Raw genomic sequence first — 16,296 nt, 5'->3', positions numbered from 1 at the left:
TTTTTCTTTATTTGAAATGCAAATTTCGTGAAGTTTTTTCAAACTCTATTATGTTTGGCTTTTATTAATTTTGATAAAGCTTTTTATTCGGTTTACTGCTCATATAAAAAGTGATCTTTCCTCCATTAACAACATCTTCATGTTTTAAGAAAGGCCTTGAAAGTTCTTTCCCATTTAAAACTACTTTTGAAACAAACACATTTTTATCCGATTGATTTACCGTTGCAACTTCAAAAGTTTTACCATTTTCCAAATTTAAAACAGCATTTTTCAATAATGGACTTCCCAAAGCATATTCTTCAGAACCCGGCGCAACCGGATAAAACCCTAAACTGCTGAAAATATACCACGCGCTCATTTGCCCAAAATCATCATTTCCTCCTAAACCGTCTGCTCCGTTTCGGTACATTTTTTTCAGGATCATTCTGATCTTGTCCTGCGCTTTCCATGGAGAATTGGTCCAGTTATATAAGTACACTACGTGGTGTGAAGGTTCGTTTCCGTGAACATAATTCCCGATGATTCCGTCTCTTGTAATATCTTCTGTGTTTTCGAAATATTTATCCGGAAGATGCATATTGAACAACGAATCTAAACGGACATTAAACTTTTCATTCCCTCCCATCATTTTTATCATCTCTGCCGGATCCTGCGGTACATAAAGACTATAATTCCATGAATTTCCTTCAATAAAACCTTGTCCGTGCGTATCTAATGCATCAAATTCTTTTTTGAAAGTTCCGTCGTTTAGTTTCGGACGCATGAATCCTGTTTTGGAATCGTAAACGTTTTTATAATTTTTCGATCTCTCGATAAATTCATTGTAAATTTCGGTTTTACCTAATTTCTTTGCCGCCTGTGCAATTGCCCAGTCATCATAAGCATATTCCAGGGTTTTAGAAACCGAAGAGCCGTTTTTGTCTTCCGGGACATACCCTTTATTCATATAATATTCTAAACCATCATAATAAGGTACTTTTGCTGTATTGACACACGCCTGAAGTGCTTTTTCGGCATCAAAATTAACATTGCCTTTTACAATCGCATCTGCCACAACCGAAACCGAATGATATCCAATCATACACCAGTTTTCGTTAGCATAATGCGACCAGATCGGAAGCATTTTATGTACACTCTGATCTGAATGTGCCAGCATGGAACTTACCATATCGGTATTTCGTTTTGGCTGTACGATATTAAATAACGGATGCAGGGCTCTGTACGTATCCCAAAGTGAGTAGCTGGTATAATTAGTAAAATTTTCTGCTTTATGAACATTCATATCCAGCCCTTTGTAATTTCCGTCTAAATCCATGTATTCTGTCGGACCAAGAAATGCATGATACATAGCGGTATAAAAATTGACTAAATCTTCTTTCTGAATTGTTTCTATCTGGATTTTATTCAATTCTTTGTTCCAGACTTCCTGACTTTGTTTTTTTACTTTTTCGAAATCCCACCCCGGAACTTCTTTCTTCATATTTTCTAATGCCCCTGCAGAACTAACAGGTGACAAAGCCATTTTAATTTTGATTTTCTCTCCTTCTTTTGTATCAAAATCAAAAAATAATTTTAAATTTTGACCTGCCATTTCAGGAAAGTTTTTGGTTTGATCAAATCTTCCCCAAAAGCCCCTGTAGACACTTTTTTCTAATGGAGCCTGTCCGTAGCTTTTAATCGGTTTACTAAAAGACATAGCAAAATAAACCGTTCTGGTTCTCGCCCAGCCGTTTGTCTGACGATAGCCTGTAATCAAAGTATCGTTTTCTATACGGACAAACGTCCAGACATTTTTTTTGTCATAATTGTAAATACCAGAAGTCAAATCCAGAATAATATGGGCGTCATCTGATTTTGGAAAGGTATATTGATGCATTCCAACACGGGTTGTTGCAGTCAATTCGGCTTTGATATTATGATCTTCGAGAAGAACACTATAATAGGCAGGTTCTGCTTTTTCTGTTGCATGCGAAAATGCCGATCGATATCCGGATAAAGGTTTTGATGCAGTTCCGGGATTCAGTTGTAATTTGCCGGTTGTTGGCATAATGAGAAAATCACCTAAATCAGAATGACCGGTTCCGCTGAAATGCGTGTGGCTGAACCCTACAATTGTCTTATCCCCGTATTGGTAACCTGCACAATATTTATAAACTTCACCGTTATATTTTCCGTTTAATCCGTAAGCAATTGTATCGGTTTCAGGACTTAACTGAACACTCCCAAACGGAACTGTTGCTCCCGGATAAGTATGTCCCATTTTTGCTGTTCCAATCATTGGATCAACATATTGAATTAGATTTTTGAGATTATCGTTTTTTTTCTGTGCATGAATGACGCCTGAAAAAATGAAAACTCCTATCGCAACAAGCAGGTTTGATTTTTTAAAATTGTTCATCAGATATTTTGGTAATTATTTTAGTCTAGAAAATTACAATAAAAAAACTGCTTATAAAAAAATTAAATTTCGTTTGAATATCTTTGAAATTCTAAAAATAAACGCCTCATGAAAAAAATAGTATTATTTCTGTTCCTTTTAAATTCGATCTTCACTTTTTCTCAAAAAATTACAAGCCAAAAATTAACTAAAGAAGAAATAATTCAGAGAGATCTCAATGAGGTTTCAGATTTTCCAATTTACAGAGCAATTGAATACAGCGATAAAGGCGGCGTTTATGATTTAGTTTTAACAGAAAACCGAAAAGTTATTTCAAAAAAAGATACTCTGAATACCAAAATTCAGGCAATTTGTGTAATGAATGACCACGGAGGATTTTTAGAAAAATGGAGAATTAATGACCTGCTTGAGGATTACACTCCAAAAGAAACCAATATCTGGTTTTGGACAAAATACTCCAGCACCAAAGACATCGATGGTGATGGCTATGCTGAACCTGTTATCGTATATGGATCAAGAACCGAATATGATGAAATCAGACGCGTTAAGATTATTACGGTTTATAAAAACAAAAAATACGTGATTCGCGCAATTGAATGCGACTTAGACTATTGCAGAAGTTTTCAAAAAGATAAAAACTGGAATACGCTTCCACAAAAAATAAAAACCTACGTAGATAAACTGGCAGAGCAAATAAGAAAAGAACAGGGGATTCTTTTGAAGGATGGATAGTAGATAATTTTGAAATAAAAAAAATCCAAATTTCAAACTTTCCTTAAGCCTGAACTAAATTTTATTCATTCATTTCATCATAACGTACCGGAACCTGCGGATCGTAAAGTGGACATTTGAATTCTTCCATAACGTCAGCTAATTTGTTCATGGTTTTTCCTTCTGTTCCGTAGCAGTCGATTTTTACGCTTTGGGGTGTTGTGGTTATCTGAAATGCACCTTTTCCTTTTGGATTTTTCCAGCTGTTCTCATCTACTCTTTCCCATTCTGAGAAAACGGAATTGATCCTGTTTACGATTACATCTATCTGAAGAACAGCTAAACCTTCTACCTCTTCTTTTTCAACAAGGGCTTCATAAACTTCCTGATTGTTCAGGTAAATTTCTTCTAAATATCTCCAAAAAAGCAATTCGTACATAATGAAGTGTTTTTAAACCATATAAGTGATATAAGTTCATCTTAAAAGCGCTTGAAAAAGTAACTAAAATGAACTTATATCACTTATATGGTGAATTATTTTAATATTCGAATGTTCCGTATTCGCTGGTAATAGTAAGCTTTTTAGCATCTGAAGCTTCTACCCTGCCGACAATCTGCGCCTCAACATTGAATGATTTTGAAATTGCAATAATATCCTGTGCAATATTTTCAGGAACATAAATCTCCATACGGTGACCGCAGTTGAAAACCTGGTACATTTCTTTCCAGTCGGTTTTTGATTGTTCCTGGATTAGCTTAAACAATGGCGGAACCGGAAACAAATTGTCTTTTATAACGTGTAAGTCTTTAACGAAATGAAGGATTTTTGTCTGTGCTCCTCCACTACAGTGTACCATTCCGTGAATATCCTCCGGTGTATAAGTATCTAAAATTTTCTTGATGATTGGTGCATAAGTTCTGGTTGGCGAAAGCACTAACTGACCTGCATTTATCGGACTGTTTTCCACCTCATCGGTTAAATTTACCTGTCCTGAATAGATTAATTCTTCCGGAACAAGAGCATCATAACTCTCCGGATATTTCTTAGCCAAATATTTTCCGAAAACGTCATGACGGGCAGACGTAAGTCCGTTACTTCCCATTCCGCCGTTATAACTTTTCTCGTAAGATGCCTGACCAAAAGAAGCCAGACCTACAATTACGTCTCCCGCTTTTATATTTGCATTATCTACAACATCAGAACGTTTCATACGGGCAGTTACTGTAGAATCTACAATAATCGTACGAACAACATCTCCTACATCTGCAGTTTCTCCTCCGGTTGAGTGAATCGTTACACCAAAAGATTTTAATTCGTTGATTAATTCTTCTGTTCCGTTGATGATTGCTGAGATAACTTCAGCCGGAATTAAGTTTTTATTTCTTCCGATAGTTGACGAAAGTAAGATATTATCTGTTGCACCAACACATAATAAATCGTCAATATTCATGATTAAAGCATCCTGAGCAATTCCTTTCCAAACCGAAATATCTCCGGTTTCTTTCCAGTACATATACGCCAAAGATGATTTTGTACCGGCGCCGTCTGCGTGCATAATTAAGCAATAATCAGAATCCTGAGTTAAATAATCAGGGACAATTTTACAAAATGCCTGGGGAAATAAACCTTTATCGATATTTTTTATGGCGTTGTGTACGTCTTCTTTTGATGCCGAAACACCTCTTTGTGCGTACCTTTTGCTAGAATCTGAGCTCATGAAAATTAGTTTGTGTTGATGTGGTGCAAAGATAACCAGTTTTTTTAATTCTTTGGTTTATTCGATTGTTTGATTCATAAAAAATTCGGCAGTTGATCATACTGCCGAATCCATGTAGTAAATTTGGTTAAATTGTAGTTTAAATTTATTCCCAATCCGGCATAGATGAACCCGTAAACAATACCGCTCTGGAGTTGGTTATTCCTATACCCGTTTTTACAATATTTTTTACCGAAATACCGTCATTAGAAGTATTGGTTATGATTATTTCTGCTTCATTTGGAGAATATCTGGCATCCAGGTCATTTGTTCCGGCTATTTTCTCTGTAATTATTTCGTACGAATTTCCAAGAATAAAATTATACTCGTAAATTTTGGAATCAAGCTGGCGATAATTTGTGCTTTCGAAACCCGATATATCTCTGGTGTAAAGAAGTTTTTGCCCCGAAACCGAAAAATTAAGAGAGCCCGCCCCGCCATTTATACCTCCAAGTACAGGCATCAAAACAGTTCCTGACGGATTAATGACATAAATTTCGACACTATAACCATTTATATCATTTACTTTTAATGCTATTTTAGAGCCGTCTGCACTCCAGTCACATTCTGATATAAATTTGCCGTTTGGTGTCTTGAATATTTTAGTCAGGCCGCTTCCGTCACTTTTGATTTTGTATAATTTATCAAAATTAGGATAGATTAATTCACTTCCAGATGCATTCCAGGAAAATCCAATATAATCTGACTTAAATCCGGCTATCGCCATCGAGTTGGTCACTTTTTTGACTTCCGTGCCATCAAAATTCATTGTATAAATATCATTTTGTGAACCACTTGTTCTGATAAAGGCAATTTTTTGTGCCTGAATATTTCGTCTGGGACGCCAGGAATTTTTATCAGAATCGGTAATTTGATATTGTTTACCTGAATCGTCTGCTGTAAAAATGACATTGTTACCACTAATATTTTTTACGAATAAATATCTTGTTGAAGGAAATACCACCGTTATAAAAGCACTAACATTACTCAAAACCGGCGTATTAATTCCGTCATTTGCCGTAACCTGCCAATAATATTTTGTTCCGTAGATTAAATCGGTAAGTGCCAGTTTTTTATCTTTTATATCTTTATACACAACAGTCGCATTTGATTTATCGGAACGAAGCATTACTGTATAAGTCAATGCATCATTATCAGGATCTGTCACCGTCCAGGTTAATTCCAAAGCTGCTGCGAGCCCGGTACTGTTGTCTGTTGGGGTTATTAAAACCGGAACCGTTGGCGGCTTATTATTGGCAGTCGATTTACTTAATTCAAAAACAATCTCTGACGCATTATTAGCTGTTACGCTTACCGCTTCAAATTTAGCGACAAAACCATCTTTTTGTGCCTGAAAAGAGTATTCTCCCACCTTTATGTTAGGCAGAGTAAATTTTCCGTCAGCAGCTGTAAATACAGTACTGGTTGTCGGACTCGATACTATTTTTACATTTTCCATTGGCGCAAAAGTCTCGTTATTAACCACTTTTCCGGTTACTGTTCCAAACTCAGAATCACCTATTTTTTCTTCACTGCAGGAAATTAAAAACAATAAAAAAAGTACCGTTGCTGTTTTGTATAAATACCTCATTATCCTCTTTTTTTTAATTTAAATTTTCTTTCTTGTAATTTGTGAAATGCTTTCGCTTGTCTATTTTTTCTTCTTTGTAAAGTAATAAGTCAGGCCAAATCCAAATTTATAATAGTAATCATCTCTGGTTCCGGCTTTTATATAATCTACATTGTCGCTGAAATTTACATTTTGCTCGGCAAATAATTTAATCCCTATTTTATCCGACGCCATATATTCCAGACCTAAACCGTACTGAAATTTTCCGTGCGTATTTTCAAATTTCTTATTTGTTCCATACCCTCCTCCTGCATAAAAAATCGGAGTGAGCCGGTCACGGGGCAGTAAAAAATATTCGAGATTAAGATCATAAGTTATGTATCCTACATCCAGTAAATTTTCGTTTGCAAGGTTTACAACATTCGTAGAAGCACTGACCGTAAAACCTGGAGAAACCCTAAATTTCAAAGCTCCTCTCCCAAAAGGACGCAACAAAGCACTTTCATAATCTCCATCCATTAAAGTTGCCCCGCCCGAAATTTCGATTCCAAAACTTCCTCTTCTGTCTTCTAATCTTCTTCCGTAAAGTGCGGTTACATCTGCAGTTTTGGTTTCCTCACTATATGCCTTTAGTAAATTATCAACTTCCAATTTTGGTGCATCCGGCTCCCAGATATTGTCTTTTATTCCTTCTATTATTAAGGATTCAACGGCTTTTTCTATCGCTTCTGTTACTGCCATATGTACGGGCTCATTTGTAGTATATCCTGTTTCAACTTCCAGAAGCCGCTTAAAATTTACATATCGGAACAGGCTTTCATCAATGGCCTGAGAAAGAATGGTTTTAGAAATATAAACTGATTTTAAAATTTTTCCGTTAGAGGTTGAAATCATCCGAAGATAAATCGTAACACGATCCTGACGGTATTTAACCGAAGCACCTGCACCAAAATACCTTGCACCAAAACCTCCTGTAATAATATTGGAATCATAGGAAACGATACCTCCTTCAAGCAAAACTCCTGCGTATAAAAGCGGTGTTAACTGAGGCTCATTGGGATTGGGATTTTTTATATATTCCTGTCTGGTGGCACGAATCAGATTTCTTTCCTGCAAAAGATTTCCAATATTTTCACGCTCTATGGGAATAAACCATTTAGAATCTTCTAATGCTTTTATCAGAATAGAAGTTGCCCCCTGAGTTACGGCAGTACTAAAACTGCTTCCGTTATCCTGAGGTTTATATTGTCCTGTCTGGTCTCTAAATTTGTAAACCCCGACAACAACCTGCTCTTTTGGCTTTGGCAGATTTTTCAGTAATGAAGTTGCAGGCGTACCCTCGCCCAAAACCGCTTTCTGGACACCGGTTGGCTGGTTGTAGTAAGCACCGCAGCCTGAAAAAAGAAACCCGGATAAAATAAATAAGTAGTGATGTAACCTCATGTTATTGATTTGGGATGATTACTTGTGTTTGTTCTCCTGTAGTTGTATCTAAAATATTAAGTGTGAGACCATCTGCCGATGGATAAACATCAACTGAATAGCTTCCGAAGGTATAAGAACCTTGTTTGATGCCGTCTGTACCAAATTGCTGTTTATAGAGAGAACTGGAAATCTGACTTAGCAACTGCGAATTTAAATTGGCTTTAAATCTTTCCAGATCAGTTTGCTGTGTCATTTGTGCGGTTTTATCCTTTTGCATGTTTTGTGCCTCGGCACTGCTCAAAAGCCATTGATAATTAAAAGTATCTCCGCCAAATGCCGGATTAACGGGTTTATAAACTAATGCCTGAGCATTTATAAACGGTGAGATAAAAAGTAATACAGTGAAGGTTAAAATAAATTTCATGCCGATAATAATAAAATTAATACTGAGTGAAATATTTGCGTTGTTTTTCTTTTTCTTTCAAATAAGTGAAGGTTGCGGCCACAGATTCCTCAGCAACTGCCTCTAAAAATTCTTCATCTGGCCGGACAAGAAATCCATAAATAACTTCGTTATCAATACTAATGGTTATTGCTGTATTTCTCGCAAAACTATATTCTTCACCTATCGTTACTATTTTTTCTGCATTTATCCCAATATCATTGTACTTGTAATAATATCTGTCATAGAAATCCTTACCCATTTTTGTTTTGGTATCGTCGGTTATTATTCCCCTTAATACAAATCCATCAACAGGAAGCACTATTACATTGTCTTTTTTTTTTCATCACCCAGCACCACGCGGTCTTTTGCTATGATCTGCTTGTCTTCATCATAAAACAACAGCAAAACAATTACTTCATCTTCTTCTGTCAGATTGATTTGAGAAGTAGACAGTTTTTGTATCTCATTGGGCTGTAGGGTAAAAACACCAACCTGCTCGTTATTAGACTTATTATTACTTTTATTATTATTTTTTATCACAGACAATCGATAAGATGCGCTTCTGATTACATCGGTCAGATTTTCGGCTGTACCGGTAATTTTTACATTACCTTCTACTTTTTCTAATTCTATTTTGGCTTTTACTTTGTCCTGCGGCACCTGGCCATATATTGTGAGACTAAAAAAAATCCAGAATAGTATAATATGTCTGTTTAAAAAACGCATACCTGTCTTTTATTTATTGATCAGAATTATTGAAGCGCCATTTCCTGTTTGTGTAATTTTTAAATTCTTTGACATAGAATTGGTTCCAATATTCTGAATACTTTGGTTATTGCCTTTTTGAATCATTTCCATATTTACATTATAATTAGTGTGTAAGGTAAAATCAGAAATCGAATTATTATTTCCCTGCTGTACAATATTCTGCGTAATGGTTTTAGCGTATTTATCTACAAACAATTCATTATTATTTCCTTTTTGCGCGACTGAAACTTTTATTTCATTAGCTTTTAAATTGGCTTTAACTGTATTTATATCTCCTATTTGCCGGATCTGAACACCTGATTGTATTTTAAGGTTTAAATCGTTTTGTGCTTTTTTATCCAAAGAAGAAACAATACTTAACGCAACTTCTTTTGAATTAAAAACAGATGAATTATAATGTTTGAATTCTGAATTATCTTCTTTTTCCTGAGCATACAACAGCGGAGAAAAAACTAAAAACAATATCATATTTAGAATGAAAGTTTTCATTTTTATCAATTTAAATTAAAATGAGATAGTCACGTTCTATGACTATCTCATTTGTATTTTGATCTTAATTGCTTTGTGCTACATTAGATAAGTTTGAAGTACCTTGTTGAATAACTACACTTGCATTACCTGCAAAACTTGATGGGTAAGTAGAGTTTTGTGTAGCATAGGATTTGTTTCCAGCTCCTTCCTGTAAAACGTTTTCCATATTTTTAATTCCTGTTTGTGTAACATTCGCAATATTATCATCTCCGTATTGATAATGGTTAGTTACATTTTTATTGGAAGATGATGCTAATACTGATGCATTCTGAACCTGACTGGAACTGTTGTTATATCCTCCCTGACTTGTATAAGCTTCATTATAATTCCCTGTTTGGGTTTGGGTAGCCTCATTGCTTCCGTGTGGTTTTGCAGGAATAGAGGTTATTAAAGGCTGCATTCCGGTAAAAACAGAAGAACTTGCAACAGTATTTCCTGAAGTTCCCTGATCTATAGTGGCTTTATTATGTTTTCCGGTTTGTGTTTGAGTTGCGATATCTTCTCCGATAAGGTCTCCTGAAAAGCCTAAGCCATAAGCAATGTTAGTTTCATCTTGCCAGATAGTTGCTTCATTTTCATTTCCTACCTGAGTTTGATATGCTTTATTTCTCCAGTTGTTTTGAGAAATAAATGCTTTATTTTCTTTACCATCCTGAGAAACTTCAGCCAGGTTATCGTGTGAAATGTTTCCCACAATTGGTAATGTAATTTGTCCCGGATTTACGCCTTGGTAAACATCGGCTTCATTTTTAAAATTTTTCTGGATTACACTTGATTTCTGGCTCGTTCCAATCTGGTTAACATAAGCATCCTGACTTGTACCGGTTTGATTAACGTAACTGTTGTTAGGTGTATAAGTTCCTGGTAAAACCTGAGCGAAAGCCGCTGCTCCTACAAATAGCATCGCTGAGATGCTCAAAATTACTTTTTTCATAATAAATATATTTAATTGGTTATTAATACAACTTATTATGTAGGTTTTGATTCTTGGGGAAAAGTAGGGGCCTGAACTTCAATTGAAATAAAATAACTGATCTTATTTTTTCAACTTCCTGACCAAAATTAGAAAACTTATCGAAATACAAATCATGTATAAATAGCTATTTTACAACAACATAACATCTTTTCGACAAACTGTAAAACTATCTCGATGAACTACTAAAACCATTAAAATATTTTACAAGAAAAAAGCTACTTTTTAATTTTAACCTGCATTTATGGTCATTAAGATGTAATAAAGGGTATTAAATATTAAAATTTTGATATTATCATAAAAAAAAGCCTGTCTTTTTGAGACAGGCTTTAACAAATTATTTTCTGATATTATTTTGTAAACAATAATTCTCTGTATTTTGTCAGCGTCCAGCTTTCATCATCTACCAATAATTCTAATTTATCACAGTGATTACGAATGTCTTCAAAATAAGGTTTCACTTTATTACAATACGCTTCTGCCATTTTTTGGGCATCGGTTAATTGATTTGCTTTTTTTCTTTCGTCTGTCATTGCCAATACCTTAGAATTGATTCCTTCTATATGACCGGAAATTTCCTTAATTAAAACAATCTGTTCTTTTGCAATGGTTTCAAATTCTTTTCCGAAGATCTCTTTTAATCCTTTTACATTTTCAATCAGAGTATTTTGATAACGAATTGCAGTTGGAATTACATGATTTCTGGCAATATCTCCCAGAACTCTTCCTTCAATCTGAATTTTCTTGGTGTATTCTTCTAACTCAATTTCATAACGTGCTTCGGCTTCAACATGATTAAAGATTCCTAATTCTTCAAATAAATCCAAAGCCTGTTTAGAAACTTTAGCTTTTATAGCTTCAGGAGTAGTTTTAAAATTGCTTAAACCTCTTTTTGCTGCTTCTTTTTCCCAGGCATCGCTGTAACCGTCGCCTTCAAAAAGTATTTTTTTAGATTGTTTGATGTATTCTCTTAAAACATTAAAAATAGCATCGTCTTTTTTCATGTCTTTTGAATCAATCAAAGAGTCTACTTCTATTTTAAAATCTTTTAATTGTTTGGCAACAATTGCATTTAGTGTAGTCATTGCATTAGAACAGTTTGCGTTTGAACCTACGGCTCTAAACTCAAATTTGTTTCCGGTAAAAGCAAAAGGCGATGTTCTGTTTCGATCTGTATTGTCCAAAAGAACATCCGGGATTTTTCCAACTACGTTTAGCTTCAAATCTGTTTTTTCTTCAGGAGATAATTTTCCTGTCGTTACGCTTTCTAATTCTAATAAAACTTTACTCAGCTGTGCTCCGATAAAAACAGAAATAATTGCCGGCGGTGCTTCATTTGCTCCTAGCCTGTGGTCGTTACTCGCCGTTGCAATTGATGCCCTTAATAAAGTTTCGTAATCATTTACCGCTTTGATGGTATTTATAAAGAAAGTCAGAAATTGTAAATTGCTCATTGGCGTTTTACTCGGGCTTAATAAATTAACCCCCGTATCTGTTGCTAATGACCAGTTATTGTGTTTTCCTGAACCGTTTACGCCTTTGAATGGTTTTTCGTGAAATAATACTTTAAAGTCATGACGTTCTGCTACTCTTTGCATCACATCCATTAATAAAGAGTTATGATCTACAGCAAGATTGGTTTCTTCAAAAATTGGTGCCAGCTCAAACTGATTTGGTGCAACCTCATTATGACGGGTTTTTACCGGAATTCCCAATAACATACATTCCTGCTCCAGATCTCTCATATAAGTCAGCGCACGGGTTGGGATAGATCCAAAATAGTGATCGTCTAATTGCTGTCCTTTTGCAGAAGTGTGTCCTAATAGTGTTCTTCCTGTCATCATAAGGTCTGGACGGGAATTGGCCAACGCTTTATCAATCAGGAAATATTCCTGCTCCCAGCCTAAAGTTGCAGTTACTTTTTTTACGTTTTTATCAAAATACTTACATACTTCTGTTGCTGCTTCGTCCATTGCAGATAAAGCTCTTAACAACGGAATTTTATTATCAAGGGCTTCTCCCGTGTAAGCAATAAACACGGTTGGAATACATAAAGTGGTACCGTATATAAATGCCGGAGAAGTTGGGTCCCAGGCTGTATAACCTCTGGCCTCAAATGTATTTCTGATTCCCCCGTTCGGAAAACTCGATGCATCCGGTTCCTGTTGTACCAATTGTGCTCCGCCAAATTTTTCTACAGGGTCACTGCCGTCATAAGACGTTTCAAAAAAAGCGTCATGTTTCTCTGCCGTTGTTCCGGTAAGTGGCTGAAACCAGTGCGTATAGTGAGTAACTCCTTTGGCAAGAGCCCATTCCTTCATACCCATAGCAATATAATCTGCCAGTTTTCTTTCTATTTTAGTTCCGTGCTGAATGGCGTCTCTTACTCCTTTAAAAGCATCCGAAGTCAAATATTGCTTCATTGCTTTTTCATTAAACACATTTAAACCAAAAAGGTTAGATTTTCTATCTATTTCCTCAAAATGCACCGGCTTTCTCGTAGAAGCTTCCTGTAAAGCCTGAAAACGTAATGTTGACATGTATATAAGTTTTAAAATTCGTATTATTTTTCTATAAAAACAGAGGAACAAATATAAATAATTAAACAGCCCGTTTAGAAGATAAAGACTAAAATTTTATGCGATGATTTTTCAACAAAAGATGCTTTTTTCAAAGAATATCGAAATTGATTTAAAGAAATATAACATTTTATAGTAATATTCTTCATTAAATAAACAATTTTTCGCAATTCAATGCGTAGTAAATTCAAAAATCATCCCTAATTATTACGAATTTATATTTTAAAGGTAGTAAAAATTGATATTTTTAAAATATACCCCTATCAAAATTGCGCTTCTCTAAAAAATAATACTTCCTTCAACAAAATAGCCCCCTAATTTTTACGGTCGAAAAAATAAATCTATATTTGACCCAGCGAAAAAACAAAAAAAATAAATTTATATTATTATGGCTAAAATTAAGTTAGAGTACATTTGGTTAGATGGATATGAACCAACTCAAAATCTTAGAAGTAAAACTAAAGTTGAAGAACACGAAAATTTCAAAGGAACATTAGAAGAACTTGGAAACTGGTCATTTGATGGTTCATCAACAAAACAAGCCGAAGGTGGTTCATCAGACTGTTTATTAGTTCCTGTTGCAATCTATCCTGATCCAACGCGTATTAATGGATATTTAGTAATGGCTGAAGTTATGTATGCTGACGGAACTCCACACCCTTCTAACGGTAGAGCTACTATTGATGATGATAATGATGATTTCTGGTTTGGTTTCGAACAAGAGTATTTCATCATGGATACTAAAACTTTATTGCCATTAGGTTTCCCTGTTGGAGGTTATCCTGCTCCACAAGGTATGTACTACTGTTCTGTAGGTGGAAAAAACACTCACGGAAGAAAATTAGTAGAAGAGCATGCTGATTTATGTATCGCTGCCGGAATCAACTTTGAAGGTATTAACCAGGAAGTTGCCTGCGGACAATGGGAATTCCAATTATTCGCTAAAGGTGCGAAAAAAGCCGGAGACGAAATCTGGATTGCACGTTACCTGTTAGATCGTTTGACTGAAAAATACGGTTACTATATTGAATACCACCCAAAACCTCTTGGAGATACAGACTGGAATGGTTCAGGTATGCATGCTAACTTCTCTAACAATGTATTAAGAACATGTGGAGATCAGGCAACTTACGAAAGAATCTGTGAAGCTTTCCGTCCTGTAACTGCTGAGCACATCGCGGTTTACGGTGCTTACAACGACTTACGTTTAACTGGTAAACACGAAACAGCTTCTATCCACGATTTCTCTTATGGAATTTCAGACAGAGGAGCTTCAATCAGAATCCCGTTAATTACTGTTCAAAAAGGATGGAAAGGATGGTTGGAAGACAGAAGACCAGCTTCAAACGGAGATCCATACAAAATTGCTGCAAGAATTATCAAAACTGTAAAATCAGCGCTATAATTCAAAGCTTAAAATATATCCTGAAAAGTGCCAGCATAATCGTTGGCACTTTTTTTTATTAGGATAAAGCCGTTTATTCCTTTATAATTTACTTCTTACATTTTTATTTGGTTAAAATAGTATTTAATTTTAGAATAAGTTTTTTAAGTCTAAAACCAAAAACTATCTTTGTAAATCATTAAAAAAATATATCATGACAGTTTGGATTTTCTTTTTGTTAGCCGTAGTTTTTATTCTTGCTTTGGATCTTGGAGTTTTTAACAAAACACCCCATATTATCAGCACTAAAGAAGCCAGCAAATGGACACTTATCTGGGTAACATTATCATTTCTTTTTTCGGGTGTAATTTACTGGTTGTACACAACAGATTATATTGCAAACCCCGATAATCTGAAACCGGCCGTAGCTTCTATGAAGTTTATTACAGGTTATCTGATTGAATTATCTCTGAGCGTAGATAATATTTTTGTGATTGCGATTATTTTTGCTTCTTTTAAAATACCTCAAAAATACCAACACCGTGTTTTGTTCTGGGGAATTTTGGGTGCAATCGTTTTCCGCGGATTAATGATTTTCTTTGGTGTAATGCTGATTAACAGATTTACCTGGACCACTTATTTGTTTGGTGCCTTTTTACTTTTTACAGCAATAAAAATGTTATTTACCGGAGAAGAAGAAGATTTTCATCCGAAGGATTCTTTTGTATATAAAACTCTTGGAAAAATTATTCCGATTACTTCTGAAATGGACGGGGAGAAATTCTTTATTTCTACTGCAACAGCCAAAAAAGCCGCAACACCTTTATTTGTTGCCCTGATTGTAATTGAAGTAATGGACGTGCTTTTTGCCGTTGATAGTGTTCCTGCCATTCTTGCTATTACATCAGATCCGTTTTTGGTATTCAGTTCTAATATTTTTGCGATTTTAGGATTACGTTCTATGTATTTTTTCCTGGCGAATATGCTGGCAAAATTCAGTTACTTAGAATATAGTCTGGTTGCGATTTTAGCTTTTGTGGGATTAAAAATGTTGCTTCATGACTGGATTCATGTACCGGAATGGGCTTCTTTAGGATTCATCGCGCTTTCACTTTTAGTTGGGATTTTGGTTTCTTTGAAATTCGGAAAAGAGCAAGTATTAACAGATTCAGATTTTGACGAAGAATAAAATCCTGAAATACATAATCATAAAAAAAGGAAATCGTAATGATTTCCTTTTTTTTATTATAACTTAAAATTACTTAGTTTAGTTTTTTAACATTGCTATCATCAATATTATATTTCTTGATAACTTCATAATAATTTGAATAGTCAGCTTTATTAATGGATTTAGCAGTAGTAACTATAGGATTATTACCAGGAACAACTACAATACGAAATATTTGATTAGTCCTAAAATCTGCTGGTATTGGATTTGCAACTAAATCCAATCCTTCTGTATAAATTCTAACATCATCTTGAGTAAAATCAAATTTATAGCTAAAATGAAAACCTCCGTCTGTGTAATAGTGAGAATCAGGAAGAATTGTCCAAACATCTAAATTAGTAGTCGGAGAAAATCCAGCATATCTATATACTAAAACTACATCACCCGGATAGATTCGTGTTTTAAAATTGAAATAAAAATCAGAATTAGCAGTCGCATTAAAATTTACTTTTTCAACTTCAAAAACATCTGCAGATGGTCCATCAAATCCATCTTGTCCCGGAGGCCCTTCTGGTCCTTCACAGCTT

General features: G+C 35.0%; 15 protein-coding genes. 3 read left to right on the top strand and 12 right to left on the bottom strand.

Going from position 1 to position 16,296, the window contains the following annotated elements:
* Nucleotides 1-64 precede the first annotated feature (64 nt).
* The gene (locus DCO46_RS19030; protein WP_116754070.1) at nt 65-2,398 is read right to left on the bottom strand and encodes a GH92 family glycosyl hydrolase; all 2,334 of its coding nucleotides are present in this window, start codon (nt 2,396-2,398) and stop codon (nt 65-67) included.
* Between the two features lie 108 nt (nt 2,399-2,506).
* Here DCO46_RS19030 and DCO46_RS19025 point away from each other — a divergent pair, with 108 nt between their 5' ends.
* Nucleotides 2,507-3,130: a M949_RS01915 family surface polysaccharide biosynthesis protein gene (locus DCO46_RS19025; protein ID WP_116754069.1), complete on the top strand. Its 624-nt coding sequence runs from the start codon at nt 2,507-2,509 to the stop codon at nt 3,128-3,130.
* Between the two features lie 61 nt (nt 3,131-3,191).
* On the opposite strand, the gene DCO46_RS19020 is transcribed toward DCO46_RS19025, so the two are convergent.
* The 10 genes from DCO46_RS19020 to DCO46_RS18970 form a co-directional block, all read right to left on the bottom strand.
* Nucleotides 3,192-3,548, bottom strand: coding sequence for a hypothetical protein (locus DCO46_RS19020; RefSeq protein ID WP_116754068.1), 357 nt, complete (start codon nt 3,546-3,548; stop codon nt 3,192-3,194).
* 100 nt (nt 3,549-3,648) lie between these two features.
* Complete coding sequence (locus DCO46_RS19015) at nt 3,649-4,827, bottom strand: AIR synthase related protein (RefSeq protein WP_116754067.1); 1,179 nt, start codon at nt 4,825-4,827, stop codon at nt 3,649-3,651.
* A 145-nt stretch (nt 4,828-4,972) separates the two neighbouring features.
* On the bottom strand, nt 4,973-6,457 hold the full coding sequence (locus DCO46_RS19010; protein WP_116754066.1) for a carboxypeptidase regulatory-like domain-containing protein: 1,485 nt from the start codon (nt 6,455-6,457) through the stop codon (nt 4,973-4,975).
* 60 nt (nt 6,458-6,517) lie between these two features.
* A complete protein-coding gene (locus DCO46_RS19005) occupies nt 6,518-7,879 on the bottom strand; it encodes a CsgG/HfaB family protein (RefSeq protein WP_116754065.1) in 1,362 nt (453 codons plus the stop codon).
* A 1-nt stretch (nt 7,880) separates the two neighbouring features.
* The gene (locus tag DCO46_RS19000; protein WP_116754064.1) at nt 7,881-8,285 is read right to left on the bottom strand and encodes a curli assembly protein CsgF; all 405 of its coding nucleotides are present in this window, start codon (nt 8,283-8,285) and stop codon (nt 7,881-7,883) included.
* Nucleotides 8,286-8,301: 16 nt separating this feature from the next.
* A complete protein-coding gene (locus DCO46_RS18995; protein ID WP_262509795.1) occupies nt 8,302-8,625 on the bottom strand; it encodes a curli production assembly/transport protein CsgE in 324 nt (107 codons plus the stop codon).
* A 2-nt stretch (nt 8,626-8,627) separates the two neighbouring features.
* Entirely contained in the window at nt 8,628-9,032 is a 405-nt protein-coding gene (gene csgH, locus DCO46_RS18990) for a curli-like amyloid fiber formation chaperone CsgH (protein ID WP_116754063.1), read from the bottom strand.
* 9 nt (nt 9,033-9,041) lie between these two features.
* Nucleotides 9,042-9,563, bottom strand: coding sequence for a hypothetical protein (locus DCO46_RS18985; protein WP_116754062.1), 522 nt, complete (start codon nt 9,561-9,563; stop codon nt 9,042-9,044).
* 64 nt (nt 9,564-9,627) lie between these two features.
* Nucleotides 9,628-10,539: a hypothetical protein gene (locus DCO46_RS18980; RefSeq protein ID WP_116754061.1), complete on the bottom strand. Its 912-nt coding sequence runs from the start codon at nt 10,537-10,539 to the stop codon at nt 9,628-9,630.
* Nucleotides 10,540-10,928: 389 nt separating this feature from the next.
* Nucleotides 10,929-13,118, bottom strand: coding sequence for a glutamine synthetase III (locus DCO46_RS18970; RefSeq protein WP_116754060.1), 2,190 nt, complete (start codon nt 13,116-13,118; stop codon nt 10,929-10,931).
* Nucleotides 13,119-13,545: 427 nt separating this feature from the next.
* Here DCO46_RS18970 and DCO46_RS18965 point away from each other — a divergent pair, with 427 nt between their 5' ends.
* Both DCO46_RS18965 and DCO46_RS18960 read left to right on the top strand, forming a co-directional pair.
* The gene (locus DCO46_RS18965) at nt 13,546-14,562 is read left to right on the top strand and encodes a glutamine synthetase beta-grasp domain-containing protein (RefSeq protein WP_116754059.1); all 1,017 of its coding nucleotides are present in this window, start codon (nt 13,546-13,548) and stop codon (nt 14,560-14,562) included.
* 193 nt (nt 14,563-14,755) lie between these two features.
* Entirely contained in the window at nt 14,756-15,730 is a 975-nt protein-coding gene (locus tag DCO46_RS18960; RefSeq protein ID WP_116754058.1) for a TerC family protein, read from the top strand.
* Between the two features lie 73 nt (nt 15,731-15,803).
* Here the strand turns inward: DCO46_RS18960 and DCO46_RS22785 are convergent.
* On the bottom strand, nt 15,804-16,296 hold a 493-nt coding region (locus DCO46_RS22785; RefSeq protein ID WP_116754057.1), incomplete at its 5' end, for a hypothetical protein.

It is taken from the genome of Flavobacterium sp. HTF, from assembly GCF_003105115.1.
Lineage (GTDB): Bacteria > Bacteroidota > Bacteroidia > Flavobacteriales > Flavobacteriaceae > Flavobacterium.
Note: the sequence above shows the minus strand (reverse complement) of the source record. Positions and strands in the feature narration are given on the sequence as shown.